The sequence below is a fragment of the Phyllobacterium bourgognense genome, assembly GCF_003337575.1.
Classification (GTDB): Bacteria; Pseudomonadota; Alphaproteobacteria; order Rhizobiales; family Rhizobiaceae; genus Phyllobacterium; species Phyllobacterium bourgognense.
In genome coordinates this window covers 1-15023 of the sequence record NZ_QPJM01000030.1, presented here as the reverse complement: position 1 = coordinate 15023, position 15023 = coordinate 1, and the positions used below count along the sequence as shown (strand labels likewise).

The 15023-nt window shown below is 57.4% G+C and carries 13 protein-coding genes; 5 read left to right on the top strand and 8 right to left on the bottom strand.

Going from position 1 to position 15023, the window contains the following annotated elements; genetic code table 11:
• Window positions 1–63 precede the first annotated feature (63 nt).
• The 7 genes from C7476_RS26040 to C7476_RS26010 all read right to left on the bottom strand — a co-directional run bounded on the left by C7476_RS26040 (window position 64) and on the right by C7476_RS26010 (window position 7313).
• Complete coding sequence (locus C7476_RS26040; RefSeq protein WP_114432831.1) at window positions 64–669, bottom strand: sulfite oxidase-like oxidoreductase; 606 nt, start codon at window positions 667–669, stop codon at window positions 64–66.
• Window positions 670–732: 63 nt separating this feature from the next.
• Complete coding sequence (locus C7476_RS26035) at window positions 733–2160, bottom strand: gamma-aminobutyraldehyde dehydrogenase (protein WP_114432841.1); 1428 nt, start codon at window positions 2158–2160, stop codon at window positions 733–735.
• A 16-nt stretch (window positions 2161–2176) separates the two neighbouring features.
• A complete protein-coding gene (locus C7476_RS26030) occupies window positions 2177–2992 on the bottom strand; it encodes an ABC transporter permease (protein WP_114432830.1) in 816 nt (271 codons plus the stop codon).
• Entirely contained in the window at window positions 2982–3935 is a 954-nt protein-coding gene (locus C7476_RS26025; protein WP_114432829.1) for an ABC transporter permease, read from the bottom strand. Before C7476_RS26025 ends, C7476_RS26030 begins: the two co-directional genes overlap by 11 nt.
• Window positions 3932–4933, bottom strand: a complete 1002-nt coding sequence (locus C7476_RS26020; protein ID WP_114432828.1) for an ABC transporter ATP-binding protein — start codon at window positions 4931–4933, stop codon at window positions 3932–3934. Before C7476_RS26020 ends, C7476_RS26025 begins: the two co-directional genes overlap by 4 nt.
• A gap of 191 nt (window positions 4934–5124) precedes the next feature.
• Entirely contained in the window at window positions 5125–6285 is a 1161-nt protein-coding gene (locus tag C7476_RS26015; RefSeq protein WP_114432827.1) for an ABC transporter substrate-binding protein, read from the bottom strand.
• A gap of 119 nt (window positions 6286–6404) precedes the next feature.
• On the bottom strand, window positions 6405–7313 hold the full coding sequence (locus C7476_RS26010) for a LysR family transcriptional regulator (RefSeq protein ID WP_114432826.1): 909 nt from the start codon (window positions 7311–7313) through the stop codon (window positions 6405–6407).
• Window positions 7314–7522: 209 nt separating this feature from the next.
• Between C7476_RS26010 and C7476_RS26005 the strand changes: the two genes are divergently transcribed.
• Window positions 7523–8278 carry a FadR/GntR family transcriptional regulator gene (locus C7476_RS26005; RefSeq protein WP_245426602.1) on the top strand — a complete coding sequence of 252 codons (756 nt, stop codon included), beginning with the start codon at window positions 7523–7525 and terminating at the stop codon, window positions 8276–8278.
• Here C7476_RS26005 and araD1 read toward each other — a convergent pair.
• Entirely contained in the window at window positions 8268–9260 is a 993-nt protein-coding gene (gene araD1, locus C7476_RS26000; protein WP_114432824.1) for an AraD1 family protein, read from the bottom strand. The two genes, C7476_RS26005 and araD1, sit on opposite strands and share 11 nt — an antisense overlap.
• Before the next feature lie 315 nt (window positions 9261–9575).
• On the opposite strand from araD1, the gene chvE reads away from it, so the two are divergent.
• From chvE to C7476_RS25980, 4 genes are all read left to right on the top strand, one after another.
• Window positions 9576–10589: a multiple monosaccharide ABC transporter substrate-binding protein gene (gene chvE / locus C7476_RS25995; protein WP_181872616.1), complete on the top strand. Its 1014-nt coding sequence runs from the start codon at window positions 9576–9578 to the stop codon at window positions 10587–10589.
• Window positions 10590–10745: 156 nt separating this feature from the next.
• Window positions 10746–12275, top strand: a complete 1530-nt coding sequence (gene mmsA / locus C7476_RS25990) for a multiple monosaccharide ABC transporter ATP-binding protein (RefSeq protein ID WP_114432823.1) — start codon at window positions 10746–10748, stop codon at window positions 12273–12275.
• Window positions 12272–13471 (top strand): multiple monosaccharide ABC transporter permease, encoded by a 1200-nt coding sequence (gene mmsB / locus C7476_RS25985; protein WP_114432822.1) that lies wholly within the window; start codon window positions 12272–12274, stop codon window positions 13469–13471. The genes mmsA and mmsB overlap by 4 nt, the downstream gene beginning before the upstream one ends.
• 294 nt (window positions 13472–13765) lie before the next feature.
• The gene (locus C7476_RS25980; protein ID WP_114432821.1) at window positions 13766–14791 is read left to right on the top strand and encodes a histone deacetylase family protein; all 1026 of its coding nucleotides are present in this window, start codon (window positions 13766–13768) and stop codon (window positions 14789–14791) included.
• Window positions 14792–15023 lie beyond the last annotated feature (232 nt).

Below are 15023 nucleotides of genomic sequence, written 5' to 3'. Positions count from 1 at the left end.
TTGCTCCTTGAACTCGACGATTTTTGCTCATACCACGCTCCAATCCATAACTGTCCACACGACCTAATCGCCAGTGTAGCGTTGTTCGCGCCACGGATCGCCATAGATGTGATAGCCGCGCAATTCCCAGAAGCCTGGTTCGTCACGCGTGGTGAATTGCAGGCCGTTGATCCACTTCGCCGATTTCCAGAAGTAAAGATGCGGAACGAGCAACCGCGCCGGGCCGCCATGATCCGCCGTCAGGGGCTGGCCATTATAGAAGGTGGCGATCATCGCCTTGCCGCCGACCAGATCCTTGACAGGAACATTGGTCGCATAGCCATCGAAGGAGTGCGCGAGAGCAAACTCGGTCGGTGGCTCGATACCGGCCTCGGCGAAAATATCGTCGATCAAAACGCCCTGCCATGGTGTATCCAGCTTCGACCAGGCGGTGACGCAATGGATATCCCGGGTGAACTTCGTCTGCGGCAGCGCATTGAATTCGGCCCAGTTCCATTTAATGAGCGGTTTTGGCCCATCCTTGAGCGTGAACGACCAATCTTCCGTGCGGACTCGCGGCGTCGGCCCCGCCGACAGGACGGGAAAGTCGTCGGTCAGGGTTTGACCAGGCGGGATACGGTCTGTGATCTCTGGCGGTTGGCGCCGGCCAGTAAAGCCGCGTGTCGTCATGGTTGTGAACTCCTAGCACCTCATACAACCACAAAGGACTGTCGCGGCCAAGACCGGATCCGGTCAACCATGGTTGATCATGATGTGTCGCACGGCGGTATAATCCTCCAGCGCGTAGACCGACATATCCTTGCCGTAACCCGACTGCTTCACGCCGCCGTGCGGCATTTCATTGGTCAGCATGAAGTGCGTGTTGATCCAGGTGCAACCATATTGCAGGCGCGACGCGGCTTTCATTGCCTTGGAAATATCCTGTGTCCATACCGAAGAGGCCAGGCCATAATCGCTGTCATTGGCCCAGGCGACCGCCTGGTCATCATCTTTGAAGCGCGTAACCGAAACGACCGGGCCGAAGACTTCGCGGCGGACAATCTCGTCTTCCTGCGTTGCGCCGGCAACCACGGTCGGCTGGAAGAAGAAGCCATCCTTGCTGCCTACGCCGCCGCCTGTGGTAATCTCGATGTGCTTCTGCTCGGTCGCCCGCTCGACGAAGCTCGCAACACGATCGCGCTGACGACCGGAAATGAGCGGGCCGATCTCGTTGACCGTATCATCGGCATCATTATAGCGGATGGTGGAAACGGCGGAGGTGAGGTCGGCCACGAGCTTTTCGTAGATACCGTCCTGCGCATAGATGCGGCAGGCAGCGGTGCAATCCTGCCCGGCGTTGTAGTAGCCAAAAGTACGGATGCCGTTGACCACGGCCTCGAGATCGGCGTCATTATAGACGATCACGGGCGCCTTGCCGCCGAGCTCGAGATGCGTGCGCTTGACGGTTTTTGCCGCAGCTTGCAGGACTTTCTTGCCGGTGGCGATATCGCCGGTGATCGAAACCATGCCGATCTTCGGGTGGTTGATCAGGGCATTACCGACGGTGTCGCCGCGGCCAAGAATAACGTTGACGACACCCTCGGGAAGAATGTCCGCCAGCAGGCGCGCCATTTTCAGCGCGGTCAGCGGGGTCTGCTCGGACGGTTTGAACACGACCGTATTGCCGCCGGCAATGGCAGGCGCAAGCTTCCACGCCATCATCATCAAGGGGTAGTTCCACGGCGCGATGGAGCCAACAATGCCGATCGCGTCGCGGCGGATCATGGAGGTGTGACCCGGCAGATATTCACCTGCCACCGGCGAAGTGAGGGTGCGGACCGCGCCGGCAAAAAAACGCCAGCAATCGATAATCGCCGGCATCTCGTCATTGCGCACGGCGTTGATAGGCTTGCCGCAATTCAAGGCCTCAAGCGCAGCGAAATCATCCGCATGTTTTTCGATGGCGTCGGCAATCTTGAGCAGGTATCCGGAGCGTTCGGCAGGGGTGGTGCGGGACCAAGTGGAGAAGGCCCGTTCCGCAGCATCGACCGCCGCATCGATCTGGCCATGAGCGGCCTCGGCGAGGTCGATGATCTTGGCGCCGGTCTTCGGGTTGAGCACATGCTCCTCCGCTTCCGTTCCGGCTTCGAACTTTGAACCGATAAGCAGTTTCGTGTCCATGACATGTTCTCCCATGTTATTTGCCTGAGCCGGCGATCTGGTCGCCGTCACGTGTGAGGTAGTAGGCGCCGAGAATCGGCAGGAAAGTGACGATCACCACGACCATGGCAACCACGTTGGTTACGGGTCGTTGGCGTGGCCGGATGAGTTCCTGCAGCATCCATATCGGCAGCGTGGATTGCTGCCCGCCAGTGAACGTGGTGACGATGACCTCGTCGAAGGAAAGTGCGAAGGCGAGCATGCCGCCCGCGAGCAGCGCGGTCCCGATGTTCGGCAGGATGATATAACGAAATGTCTGGAAGCCATTGGCGCCGAGGTCCATCGAAGCTTCCATCAGAGAACCCGACACACGGCGGAAGCGCGCGACAGCATTGTTATAGACAACGACGATACAGAAAGTCGCGTGGCCGAGCACGATGGTCCAGAACGAAAACGGGATATCCGCCAGGCTGAATGCCGAGCGGAGGGCAATGCCGGTGATGATGCCGGGCAGGGCGATCGGCAGGATCACAAGAAGAGATATCGTCTCGCGTCCGAAGAAACGCGTCTGGCTGACTGCGGCGGCGCAGAGTGTGCCGAGCACCAGAGCGATCATCGTCGAGATCGAAGCGACGCGCACCGATAGCCACAGAGCCTGCCAGACGTCGGCCCGCTCCCAAGTCACCGCAAACCATTTAAGAGTGAGGCCGGGCGGCGGAAACTGATAACTCTTCTCCTCGGTGGTGAAGGCGTAGAGAAAGATCAACAGCAGCGGCAGATGCAGGAACAGTAGCCCGCCAGCGGCAGCTAGCTTCAGGCCAAGGGGAGCGGAAGTGAATTTGTCAGAGCGCATCGAAGGCTCCCATTCTCCGTGCCATCCACAAGTACAGGCCCATGATAACAATCGGCACGACGGTGAAGGCAGCCGCCAGCGGGATATTCCCTGCTGTCCCTTGCTGGGCATACACCGCCTGGCCGATGAACAGTCGCGACGAGCCGATGATTTGCGGAATGATATAGTCGCCAAGCGTCAGCGAAAACGTGAAGATCGATCCCGCGACAATACCGGGAAGCGCAAGGGGAAACAGCACATGGCGGAAAGTTTGTTGCGGCGTGCCGCCGAGATCGGATGACGCCTCGATGAGATTCGTTGGAACACGCTCCAACGCTGCCTGGATCGGCAGGATCATGAACGGCATCCACACGTAGACGAAGACGATGAAGGTGCCCGTATAACTTACGGACAGGGAATTGCCGCCGATGACAGGAAGCGAAAGCCATGCATCGAGCAGCCAGAGAAGGTTCAGCTTGGTCACCAGCCAGGTGAGAATGCCTTCCTTGGCAAGGATGAGTTTCCACGCATAAATCTTGACGAGATAGCTGGACCAGAGCGGCAGCATGACGCCGAGATAGAAGATCACCTTCCATTTCCCCCTGGCGTAGCGGGCAGCGTAGTAGGCGATAGGGAAGGCGATGACCGCCGAAAACAATGTCACGATTGCAGCCATCAATATGGTGCGGATGATAATGTCGAAATTGGCATCGTTCAGCAGCTGCCTGTAGGTGGCGAGCGTGAACTCATAATTGATCAGGCCGGAATAATCGTCGATCGAAAAGAAGCTCTGCAGCAGCAGGGCGAGCAATGAGCCGAGATAGATGATGCCGAGCCAAAGCAACGGCGGCCCGAGCAGAATGGTGAGAAACACGTGCGGGTGTTTCCAGAGGAAGTCCGAGACACGCCCTGCCAAGCTGCCGCGCCCGGTCTGGATCGCGTGTTGTTGAGCGATGGCGCTCATGACGCCGCCTCCATCAAATGCAGGTCGGTACGGTCAAAGCTTAGCTTCACCGGGTCGCCCTCGGCGGGAATTAAAGCTGCGGCCGGGCTCATGACATTGATCCTGGTGCCATTGACATTGACCAGGACGCGGTTTGCCGCGCCAAGAAAGCTGCGCGACAGGACGGTGCCATCAAGGACAAGTCTGCCATTACCGCTTTGGCCCAGCGAGATCGCCTCAGGCCGCAGACTGGCAAATTGTGGTGCCGCACCCAACTGCGCAACGAACTCGGGCGGCAGGATATTCGACGAACCGACGAAATCGGCGACGAAACGCGTTCGAGGCTGCTTGTAGACCTCTTCCGGCGTTCCGAGCTGTTGAATTCTGCCATCGTTAAATACAGCGATGCGATCCGCCATCGACAGAGCTTCGCCTTGGTCGTGGGTGACGAAAACAAAGGTGATGCCGAGGGACTTCTGCAAGGATTTGAGCTCCTCCTGCATCTGCTCGCGCAACTTCAGATCGAGCGCGCCGAGCGGCTCGTCCAGAAGCAGGACCTTCGGCTTGTTGACGAGGGCCCGAGCGAGCGCCACGCGCTGGCGCTGACCGCCGGAAAGCTGGCCCGGACGACGCACGCCATATCCGGGCAGTTTAACCATGGCCAACGCGTCTTCCGCCGCCTTGCGCCTTTCCTCCCTGGCGACGCCCTTGACCATGAGACCATAGGCGACGTTGTCGAGGATGCTTAAGTGAGGAAACAGCGCGTAATCCTGAAAGACAGTATTGACGCTGCGGCGATAGGGCGGCACACCTTCGGCAGTCTCGCCGAAAATCTCGATATGTCCGGCTGTCGGCTGTTCGAACCCCGCCATCAGGCGCAGGCACGTGGTCTTGCCCGAACCGGAAGGCCCGAGCATGGCAAAGAACTCGCCCTCCGCAACCGCAAGATCGACAGCATCTACGGCGCGCACGGCACCGAAATGACGCGACACATTTTCGAACAGCACAGCAGCGGTCATGGCTTTGCTCCGGGTAATACACCACCCTAACCCTCCCCCTTGTGGGGAGGGACGGACCGCAGGTCCGGGGAGGGGCTTTCTCGAATTTTAATACGCTAACATGCAGGGTAGGCCGCTTCAAAAGACCCCTCCCTGCTGCTTCGCAGCCTCCCTCCCCACAAGGGGGAGGGTAGGGAGCGCAGTCGCGAAATCTAGCGCCCGCCGATCACGCCGATATAATCGGACACCCAGCGGTGATACGGCACGCATTCGCTCTGGGTTTCGCACTTTGAAACCGGCGTTCTCCAGAACTTGATCTTGTCGAAGTCGTTGTAGCCGTTTGTCGCGCAACCCTCGTCGGTCAAGAGTTCGTTGCCCTTGCAGGCTGCTCCAACCGAAGGATTGGCGCCGAACCATGCCGAGACGTCACCCTGTACCTTGGGCGAAAGCGAATGCTCCATCCACATATAGGCGCAGTTCGGGTGCTTGCTATCGACGTGCAGCATGGTGGTGTCGGCCCAACCCGTCGCGCCTTCTTCAGGGACGACAGAAGCAATCGGCTTTTTCTCTGCCTTCAGCAGGTTGACCTGGAACGGCCACGAGCCGGAAGCGACAATGCCTTCATTCTTGAAATCATCGACCTGGATCATGGCATCGTGCCAGTAACGGCCGGCGAGGGTCCGCTGTACACGCAGGATATCGAGAGCCGCCTTGTACTGGTCTTCGTTGAGTTCGTACGGGCTCTTGATCCCAAGTTCGGGCTTGTGGGCCATAAGATAGTTGGCGGCATCGGCAATATGGATCGGTCCGTCATAGGCCTGAATGCGGCCCTTGTTCGACTTGCCATCAGGCAAGGTCATTTCTTCGAACACGACGTTCCAGCTGGTCGGCGCCTTGTCTTTGAACGCTTCAGTGTTGTACATCAGCACGTTCGGGCCCCAGACGTAGGGCACGCCATAATGAACGCCCTTGACGGTGTTCCAGGGCGCGTTCTGCATGCGTTCGTCGAGAGTCTTCCAGCTTTTGATAAGGTCCGTGTTAATGGGCTGAACGCGCTTGCCGGCAACGAGGCGCAGCGACGCATCGCCAGATGCGGTAACAAGATCGAAGTCGCCTTCGTTCATGAGCGCGACCATTTCGTCGGATGTTGCAGCAGTCTTGACACTGACCTTGCAGCCGGTCTCTTTCTCGAAGCCCGTGACCCAGTCATAGGCCTTGTCGGTATCGCCGCGCTCGATATAGCCGGGCCAGGCGACGATGGACACTTCGCCTTCGCCCTTGCCGATTTCTTTCAGTGCTTCCTGGGCTAAGACCTGTGTGGTGAAGGCAAGGGAAAGCGTAAGTGCAGTGCAGGATTTCAAAAACTGCTTCATCTCAATTCTCCCGTTTTGGGCCCTGCTTTCAGGGCATATGTTCCCGGCGAGAAAAGTGCCTTGATTTACCCGTATTCGCAAATTCATTTATCAGAAGGCCGCTATCGGAAATTCCGATATCAGCGAGATCGACCGCTGCGCAGAGCTTCGGCGATCCCAACGAAATCCCGGGCAGCCTGGGGCAGGCTGGAGCCCTTGCGCCAGACCATGCCGACCTGTACCACGGGGAGCGCACCGGAAACGTCGCGGCTTTCGATACGATCGCCTTCAAGCGACCACGGGCGATAGACAAGATCGGGTAACAGTGCGATTCCGGCGCCAGTGGCGACGAGGCTACGGACGGCCTCGACCGAGCGGGTACGGAAGGCGACATGCGGACGCGCACCGAGGGCGGTCAGGAGCTTGCCAGTGTTTTCCTCGATTTCGTCGACGGTCAGCATGATCAGCGGCTCCCTCGCGATATCGTTGATCGAGATGATATCCGCACTGACCAAGGGATGGCCGAGTGGCAGCCACAATCTGTAGGGTGAGGTCTCGATGATTTCTGCCTGCAGAGCCATGCGATCACGAAGATTGGATATGACCATGACAGCAACGTCGAGTTCACCGCCCACCAGCAGATGTTCCAGGTAGGAGCCATTGTCTTCGATGGCGCTGACCTCGACGCCGGGGGAAGCGCGTCGGAAACGGGCGAGGAGGTCCGAAAGGACATACCCCGCGACGAGCGAGGTTACACCGAGGTGCAGCTTGCCCGCCTGCTTTGGCACTTCTTCGGAAAACGAGCGGCGTGCATCTGAGACATCGGCGAGGATCTTCGTCGCATGGCGCAGGAATTGGTGGCCATTATAAGTGATATCGAGGCCGCGTGGATGACGTTCGAAAAGTTCTACGCCAAGATCGCTTTCAAGCTCCTTGATGGCCTCGGTAATGGATGATTGCGAAATCGACAGATTTTGTGCGGCGCGGGTGATGGAGCCCTGTTCCGCGACGGCGACGAAATACTGCAATTGCCTGATGGTGAATGCCATTCGCCGAGTTAATAGAGGGGTGCGCCGGTTGGCAAGCTGTGGCCGAAAAGGCTGTTGTTTAATATTGCCGATTGTTAATGATATTATAATATTATAAATAGGGGGAAGAAGTGGGGGAGCGCGCTGGGAGGTCGTGCCGTTTGCAACTTTGGCGACGGTTTTTGTCTGGTTAGATTCCCCACCCACGCAAGCAATTAGCAGGCAAGCATTTGGCAGGCAACCAGCTCACCAATTATGATTTCCGCACAGCGGGGCAGGCGCGAACGCATCATGGCCACGTCATGCGCGATCTCGGGCTGAAGATAATAAACGGCGTCTACCCGGAGAACAGTATTCTGCCGGGCGATGCGGAATTGCTGGAACGATTTGGGGTATCACGAACCGTATTGCGCGAGGCTTTGAAGACGCTCGCTGCCAAGGGGCTGATCCAGCCGAAGGCCAAGATCGGCACGCGCGTGCTGGAACGTTCGCACTGGAACCTGTTCGATCCGGACATACTGGTCTGGCATTTCGAGGCAGGTGCGAGTGCCCATTTCCTGTCGAGCATCGTCGAGATGCGGCTGGCGCTTGAGCCTGAAGCGGCGGGGCTTGCCGCATTGCGGCGCACGGATGCCCAGCTTGATACTCTGTTCCATTGGGTCGAGAAGATGGGAAACGCGCGCGAATCGGCGGCGGATTTCGTCTTCAACGACCTGCAGTTCCATATTGGGATAGCGGAAGCCTCCGGCAATCCGTTCATGCGTTCTATCAGCGCGCTGATCGAAGTGGCACTGGTGACCACCTTCACCATCAGTTCGCCCATACCCAACTCCGAAAGCCATGTGCGCTCGGTTGCCCGCCACGCCGCAATCGCCGAAGCAATCAAGGCCCGGAACGTCGAGGCGGCCAAGCAAGCCATGCGCGTGGTGATCGAGGAAGGCGCCGAGCGGGTGCTGACTGCGGGGCGAACCGCAGCTACAGCGTAGTGACTTTTACCTTCGCGGGCTTCTCGATCTTCAGCGGATTGCGCAAGGGCAAACCGAAGGCCGACGCTTCGATTTCGAAGACATCGCCGTTCTCGGCCTTGATGCCATCGGCAAAGGAAAGCGTCGCCGTTCCAAACATGTGTACGTGGACGTCTCCTGGCTGGCGGAACACCGCATATTTGAAGTGGTGATGCTCGAGATTGGCAATCGTGTGGGACATGTTGTCTTCACCCGAAAGAAAAGGCTTTTCCCATAAAGTCTTGTATTTGCGCAAGATACGCGAAGTTCCACGCACGTCGGAAGGCAGGTCGCCGAGGATCAGCTCGGGACCTACCGAGCACGGCCGCAGCTTGGAGTGCGCAAGGTAGAGATAGTTCACGCGCTCCATGACATGATCGGAGAACTCGTTGGCAAGCGCAAAGCCGATGCGGAAAGGTGAGCCGTCGGGGCCAATCACATAGATCCCGGCAATCTCCGGCTCTTCGCCAGCATCGTCGGCAAAAGCTGGCGAGACGAGCGGCTGGCCGGGACCGGTCAGCATCGAACCATTACCTTTGTAGAACCATTCAGGCTGTACGCCGGTCGCGCCCTTCTTCGGTTTGCCGTTTTCGAGCCCCATGCGGAACATCTTCATCGAATCGGTCAGTTTTTCTTCCTCGGCGTCGCCAACTTTGCGGTGCATCGCATCGCGCGTCGCGGCGGATCCGAGATGGGTGAGGCCGGTGCCGGTCAAATGGATATGGGCAGAATCGTGCGTATCGATTGGGGGAAGCAGGCGGCCTTCCGCATAGGCAGCTGCAACATCGATCCTCTTGCCAAGCCCGCGTTTTTCCACGATCTCGGCTATGCCTGCTTTCGCATCGATCGCCGCATGCGCGAGTTCCAGAACAGAACGCGTGCGCTTGACATGACGGAATTCCTCACCAACACGTGCGGCAACCTGCCGCTTTCCATTGGCATTCGTCAACTGGACCAGATTCAAGGCTTTCCTCCCAATATATCAGATTTGGTGGCGTGGTTATATGCTGACGATCCGTCATCGTCTAGCAGCTCTTTTCAAAAAATATTATAATAGTATTATATGCTTCGACGCGATTTTCACTACATGGTGAAAGTCCTATTCCAAAAGTCATACTTTTGCGATAGATGTTGGGAAGACCCTGCTCTGGGAGGACTGGTCCGGGCTAAAAAGTTCGGTCGAGATCGCTCAAAAGTATCGGGCATGATTATGAAAACCGGGAGGATACACGTGAAAATACTCAATCTGTTTGCCGCGGGATTGATCGCACTTGGTGCGATGGGATCGCAAGGCTACGCCCAGGACAAGGGCTCTGTCGGTATCGCGATGCCGACCAAATCCTCGGCACGCTGGATTGCCGACGGCGACAACATGGTGAAGGCGCTGAAGGAACGCGGCTACACCACCGATCTGCAATATGCGGAAGACGACATTCCAAACCAGCTGGCGCAGATCGAGAACATGGTCACCAAGGGCGTCAAGGTCCTCGTGATCGCAGCGATCGATGGCACGACGCTTTCGAACGTTTTGCAGCAGGCGCACGATGCCGGCATCAAGGTTATTTCCTATGACCGCCTCATCCGCGACACGCCGAATGTCGACTATTACACCACCTTCGATAATTTCCAGGTTGGTGTTCTGCAGGCAAGCTCGCTCGTCAAGGCGCTTGGCCTTCCGGATGCGAAGGGCCCGTTCAACATCGAATTGTTCGGTGGTTCGCCTGACGATAATAACGCCTTCTTCTTCTATAATGGCGCGATGTCTGTCCTGCAGCCTCTGATTGACAGCGGCAAGCTCGTCGTCCAGTCCGGCCAGATGGGCATGGACAAGGTCGGTACGCTGCGTTGGGATGGTGCCGTTGCGCAGGCGCGCATGGATAACCTCCTGTCGGCCTACTACACCGACAAGAAGGTCAATGCCGTTCTGTCACCTTATGACGGTCTGTCCATCGGTATCCTTTCGTCACTGCGCGGCGTCGGCTACGGAACTGCCGACCAGCCATTCCCGTTCGTTTCCGGGCAGGATGCGGAAGTACCATCGGTCAAGTCGATCATCGCCGGCGAGCAGTACTCGACGATCTACAAGGACACGCGTGAACTCGCCAAGGTGACGGCCGATCTCATCGACAAGGTTCTGAAAGGCGAGGAGCCGGAAGTCAACGACACCAAGACCTATAATAATGGTGTCAAGGTTGTTCCGGCCTACCTGCTGAAGCCGGTAGAAGTCGACAAGACCAACTGGAAAGAGATCCTGATTGGCGGCGGCTACTACACAGAAGACCAGATCAAGTAGATCCAGGAATCAATCACAAACCCTGCGCCTATGGCGCAGGGTTTGTTGCCATGTCGATAAAGGCTTTCCGGAAAATAAATCCATTGGCCAAAAGCCATAAAGCCTAATAAAAATTGCAGAAGGAACGACGCTGCAGAAGCGTCGGTGAGGATATCGATGGAAACCATCCTCGAAATGTGCAACATCACCAAAGTTTTCCCTGGGGTGAAAGCGCTCAACAATGTCAATCTCAATGTACGCAAAGGCGAAATTCACGCTCTGGTGGGCGAGAATGGTGCTGGCAAATCAACCCTGATGAAGGTGCTGAGCGGTGTTTATCCGCATGGCAGCTACGAAGGTGAAATCTTCTACAATGGCCAGGAGCAGCACTTCCGCGGAATCAGCGACAGTGAAAAGCAGGGCATCATCATCATTCACCAGGAGCTGGCGCTGGTTCCGCTCCTGTCGATCGCCGAAAACATCTTCCTTGGCAACGAACCGGCAAAATTCGGTATCATCGATTGGCATGTTGCGGAAAACCGCACGCGCGAACTCCTCGCCAAGGTCGGCCTGAAGGAAGATCCGCTGACATTGATTACCAATCTCGGCGTCGGCAAGCAGCAGCTGGTGGAGATTGCCAAGGCTCTGTCGAAAGACGTCGAGTTGCTCATACTCGACGAACCGACGGCCAGTCTCAACGAGAAAGACAGCGACGCACTGCTGGATCTTCTGCTGGAGTTCAAGGCGCACGGCATTTCCTCCATTCTGATATCACACAAGCTTAACGAAGTCGGCAAGGTTGCCGACCGCATCACGGTGCTGCGTGATGGCGCGACCATCGAGACCCTCGACAAGCAGGATATCTCCGAAGACCGGATCGTCACGTCGATGGTCGGACGTCAGCTGGCGGATCGCTTTCCGCAGCGCGAACCCGATATTGGCGAGGTGGTGTTCGAGGTGAAGGACTGGGTCGTTCATCACCATATCCACAGCGAGCGCACCGTCATCAATGGTATTAATCTCAATGTGCGCAAGGGTGAAGTCGTCGGCATCGCCGGGCTGATGGGCGCTGGCCGCACCGAATTCGCCATGAGCGTGTTCGGTAAGGCCTATGGGCGGAACATCAGTGGCGAGGTCTTCATCAATGGCAGAAAAGTCGACGTCTCCACGATCGGCAAAGCCATCGACAACGGGATCGCCTACGTCACCGAAGACCGCAAGACCTACGGCCTCAACCTGATTGACCACATCAAGCACAATGCCACGATCGCCAATCTTGAGGGCGTTTCGCATAACGGCGTGCTGGACGACATGGCTGAACTGAAAGTGGCGAATGAATATCGCCGCAAGACCAATATCCGGTCCTCAAGCATCTATCAAAGGACCGGCAATCTCTCTGGCGGCAACCAGCAGAAAGTCGTTCTGTCGAAATGGTTGTTCGCCAATCCGGATCTGCTGATCCTTGACGAACCCACGCGCGGCATCGATGTCGGCGCGAAATATGAAATCTATACAATCATCAACCAACTGGTAAGCGAAGGCAAAAGCGTGCTGATGATCTCGTCGGAAATGCCAGAGCTGCTCGGCGTCTGCGACCGGATCTACGTGATGAACCAGGGCAGGCTCGTCGGTGAAATGCCGGCCAGTGAAGCCAGCCAGGAAAAAATCATGCGCGCCATCATTCGTGCAGAAGGGAAAGCATCATGACCGTCGAAACTGCAGCAACCCAGGGTAAAAAAGACTTCAAGACGGATGGCTCCGCGCTGAAAGGCAATTACCGCGAATATGGCCTGGTGCTCGCCTTGATCCTCATCATGCTCTTCTTCCAGTACACAACGAGTGGCGTTCTCTTCAAGCCGGTTAATCTGACCAATCTCGTGCTGCAGAACAGCTATATCATCATCATGGCACTCGGCATGCTGCTGGTGATCGTGGCCGGACACATCGACCTTTCGGTGGGTTCGGTATCGGGATTTATCGGCGGCCTTGCCGCAGTGATGATGGTCCGCTGGCAAATCCACTACATTCCGGCGACGATCCTGTGTCTGATCATGGGTGGTGCAATTGGGGCCGCTCAAGGGTATTGGATCGCCTATCACAAGATCCCGTCCTTCATTGTCACACTGGCCGGCATGCTGGTCTTCCGCGGCCTCGCCCTCTGGCTGCTGGGCGGCCAGTCCGTTGGCCCATTCCCGCCGCAGTTCCAACTCCTGAGTTCCGGTTTCATTCCCGACTTTTTCGGCTATCCCGGGTTCAACGTCACCTCCATGCTTGTCGGTATTATTCTTGTGGCGCTGATGATCTATTTCAGTGTGCGCGGACGCGCCAAGCGCGAGAAACATGGTTATCAGGGCGAGCCCTTCGCGCTCTTCGTCGCCAAGAACCTTATCATCGCCGGAATCGTGCTGTTCCTCACCTATCTGCTTTCTTCCTATAAGGGGTTGCCAAACGTCCTGATCGTCATGTCCCTCCTGATTGCGCTCTTCGTCTTCGTGACCAAGCGGATGACCGTCGGCCGCCGCATCTACGCCATGGGCGGCAATGAAAAGGCGGCAAAGCTTTCCGGCATCAAGACCGAACGGCTGACGTTCCTGACGTTCGTCAACATGGGTGTACTCGCCGCTCTCGCCGGGCTGATCTTTGCAGCACGTCTCAACACGGCGACGCCAAAGGCAGGCCTTGGCTTCGAGCTCGACGTGATTGCTGCGGTGTTCATCGGCGGCGCATCGGCGATGGGTGGTGTCGGCCAGGTCATGGGCGCGGTGATCGGCGCCTTCATCATGGGCGTCATGAACAATGGCATGTCGATCATGGGCGTCAATATCGACTGGCAGCAGGTGATCAAGGGTCTCGTTCTGCTCGCTGCGGTTATCTTCGACGTCTACAACAAGAACAAGGCCTGAAGCCCGTGGTGAAGTCTGATACATGAAGTCGGTGCGTGGTTCGACGAGCTCACCATGAGGGATGTCGTGGGCTCAAAGCCTCGACAGCAAATGTTGACGTCCTTGGCTCCCTGTACTACCCAAGTTCCCTCATGGTGAGCTTGTCGAACCACGCACCATTTTTTTCGAATGAAGGCAAATCACTCTGTAGCGTTTCGTTTTGACTCTCTCCCGGCGTGGTGCATGAATGCTGTGCGACGATGATGCACTGGACTGTCACACGCATCCCGTTCACAGCATATACGGCGAGGGCTCATGAAAACATTCTGTGCGGACGAGCAGAAGCACCATAATCCAAAAGGCTTTCTCTCGAGCGGCGCGCCGCGGCCCAATCCGGAAAAGCCTGAGCGGATCGAGCGGCTTCTCGCAGGCGCCCGGGCAGCGGGAAGTTCCATTCATCGCCCCGCCAAGTATGGGCTCGGGCCGATTGCCGCCGTGCACACGCCAGAATATCTGGAGTTCCTGCAGACTATCCATGGGCGCTGGCAGCTGATTCCCGGCGCTTCGGGAGAAGTGGTTCCCAATATCCATCCGATCAACCGCACGGGCAGCTATCCGGCTTCGGCCGTGGGGCAGGCGGGTTATCACATGGCCGATACCGCATGTCCCATTTCTGCGGAGACCTGGGAAAGCGCCTGCTGGAGCGCCTGGGCCGCGGTCGAAGCGGCCGAAGCGGTCATGTCCGGCGAGCCGGCCGCCTACGCGCTGTGCCGGCCGCCCGGCCATCACGCCTTCGCCGATGTCGCCGGTGGCTTTTGCTTTATCAACAATTCGGCGGTCGCGGCGCAAAGACTGCGCAAGAATGCCGCCCGCGTCGCCATCCTCGACGTCGATCTGCATCATGGCAATGGCACGCAAGGCATCTTCTATGCACGCTCCGATGTGCTGACCGTTTCGATCCACGCCGATCCGGTTCGATTTTATCCATTCTTCTGGGGCTATGCCGACGAGCGCGGCGAGGGCGCAGGTCTCGGCTACAATCACAATCTGCCGCTAGTGCGCAAATCCGGCGACGAGGTGTTCCTGGAAGCACTTGCTGCCGCAAGAAGCCGCATTGAAGCCTTCGCGCCGGAAGCGCTGGTCGTAGCGCTTGGGCTTGATGCTTTCGAGGGCGATACATTTGGCGAGCTCTCCGTTTCGACGCCAGGTTTTGCCCGCATCGCCGAAGCCATCGCGAAATTGCGCCTGCCAACGGTTATCGTGCAGGAGGGCGGCTATCTTTGCGACGAGCTCGGCGACAATCTTAGTGCGTTCCTCACCGGCTTCGGCGCTGCGATCTGATTTTTCTTTTTTGCTGACAAAAGGTCTGTTGGCGTAGAAAGTCCCCTGAAAACGGGTGCCTTAACGCCTCATCCTCAAGGTTTATCCCCAGGATGTGTTGTTCGATTTGTGAAGTTTGGAATTTTTGTGATTTGGTGTGTTGACAGTTTTATAGGGTGGGGTCTATATACCGGCACAACGAGGGCGGGGCGCCGCTGGCGGTTGCCGAATGCGCCCATAAGTTGCCCTTAGG

Excerpts from the sequence above, each read along its gene's own strand:
- C7476_RS26015 (WP_114432827.1), bottom strand. The coding sequence starts at position 6,285 with ATGAAGCAGTTTTTGAAATCCTGCACTGCACTTACGCTTTCCCTTGCC.
- C7476_RS26010 (WP_114432826.1), bottom strand. The coding sequence starts at position 7,313 with ATGGCATTCACCATCAGGCAATTGCAGTATTTCGTCGCCGTCGCGGAA.
- C7476_RS26035 (WP_114432841.1), bottom strand. The coding sequence starts at position 2,160 with ATGGACACGAAACTGCTTATCGGTTCAAAGTTCGAAGCCGGAACGGAA.
- C7476_RS26020 (WP_114432828.1), bottom strand. The coding sequence starts at position 4,933 with ATGACCGCTGCTGTGCTGTTCGAAAATGTGTCGCGTCATTTCGGTGCC.
- C7476_RS26025 (WP_114432829.1), bottom strand. The coding sequence starts at position 3,935 with ATGAGCGCCATCGCTCAACAACACGCGATCCAGACCGGGCGCGGCAGC.
- chvE (WP_181872616.1), top strand. The coding sequence starts at position 9,576 with ATGGGATCGCAAGGCTACGCCCAGGACAAGGGCTCTGTCGGTATCGCG.
- C7476_RS25980 (WP_114432821.1), top strand. The coding sequence starts at position 13,766 with ATGAAAACATTCTGTGCGGACGAGCAGAAGCACCATAATCCAAAAGGC.
- mmsB (WP_114432822.1), top strand. The coding sequence starts at position 12,272 with ATGACCGTCGAAACTGCAGCAACCCAGGGTAAAAAAGACTTCAAGACG.
- C7476_RS26040 (WP_114432831.1), bottom strand. The coding sequence starts at position 669 with ATGACGACACGCGGCTTTACTGGCCGGCGCCAACCGCCAGAGATCACA.
- C7476_RS26030 (WP_114432830.1), bottom strand. The coding sequence starts at position 2,992 with ATGCGCTCTGACAAATTCACTTCCGCTCCCCTTGGCCTGAAGCTAGCT.
- mmsA (WP_114432823.1), top strand. The coding sequence starts at position 10,746 with ATGGAAACCATCCTCGAAATGTGCAACATCACCAAAGTTTTCCCTGGG.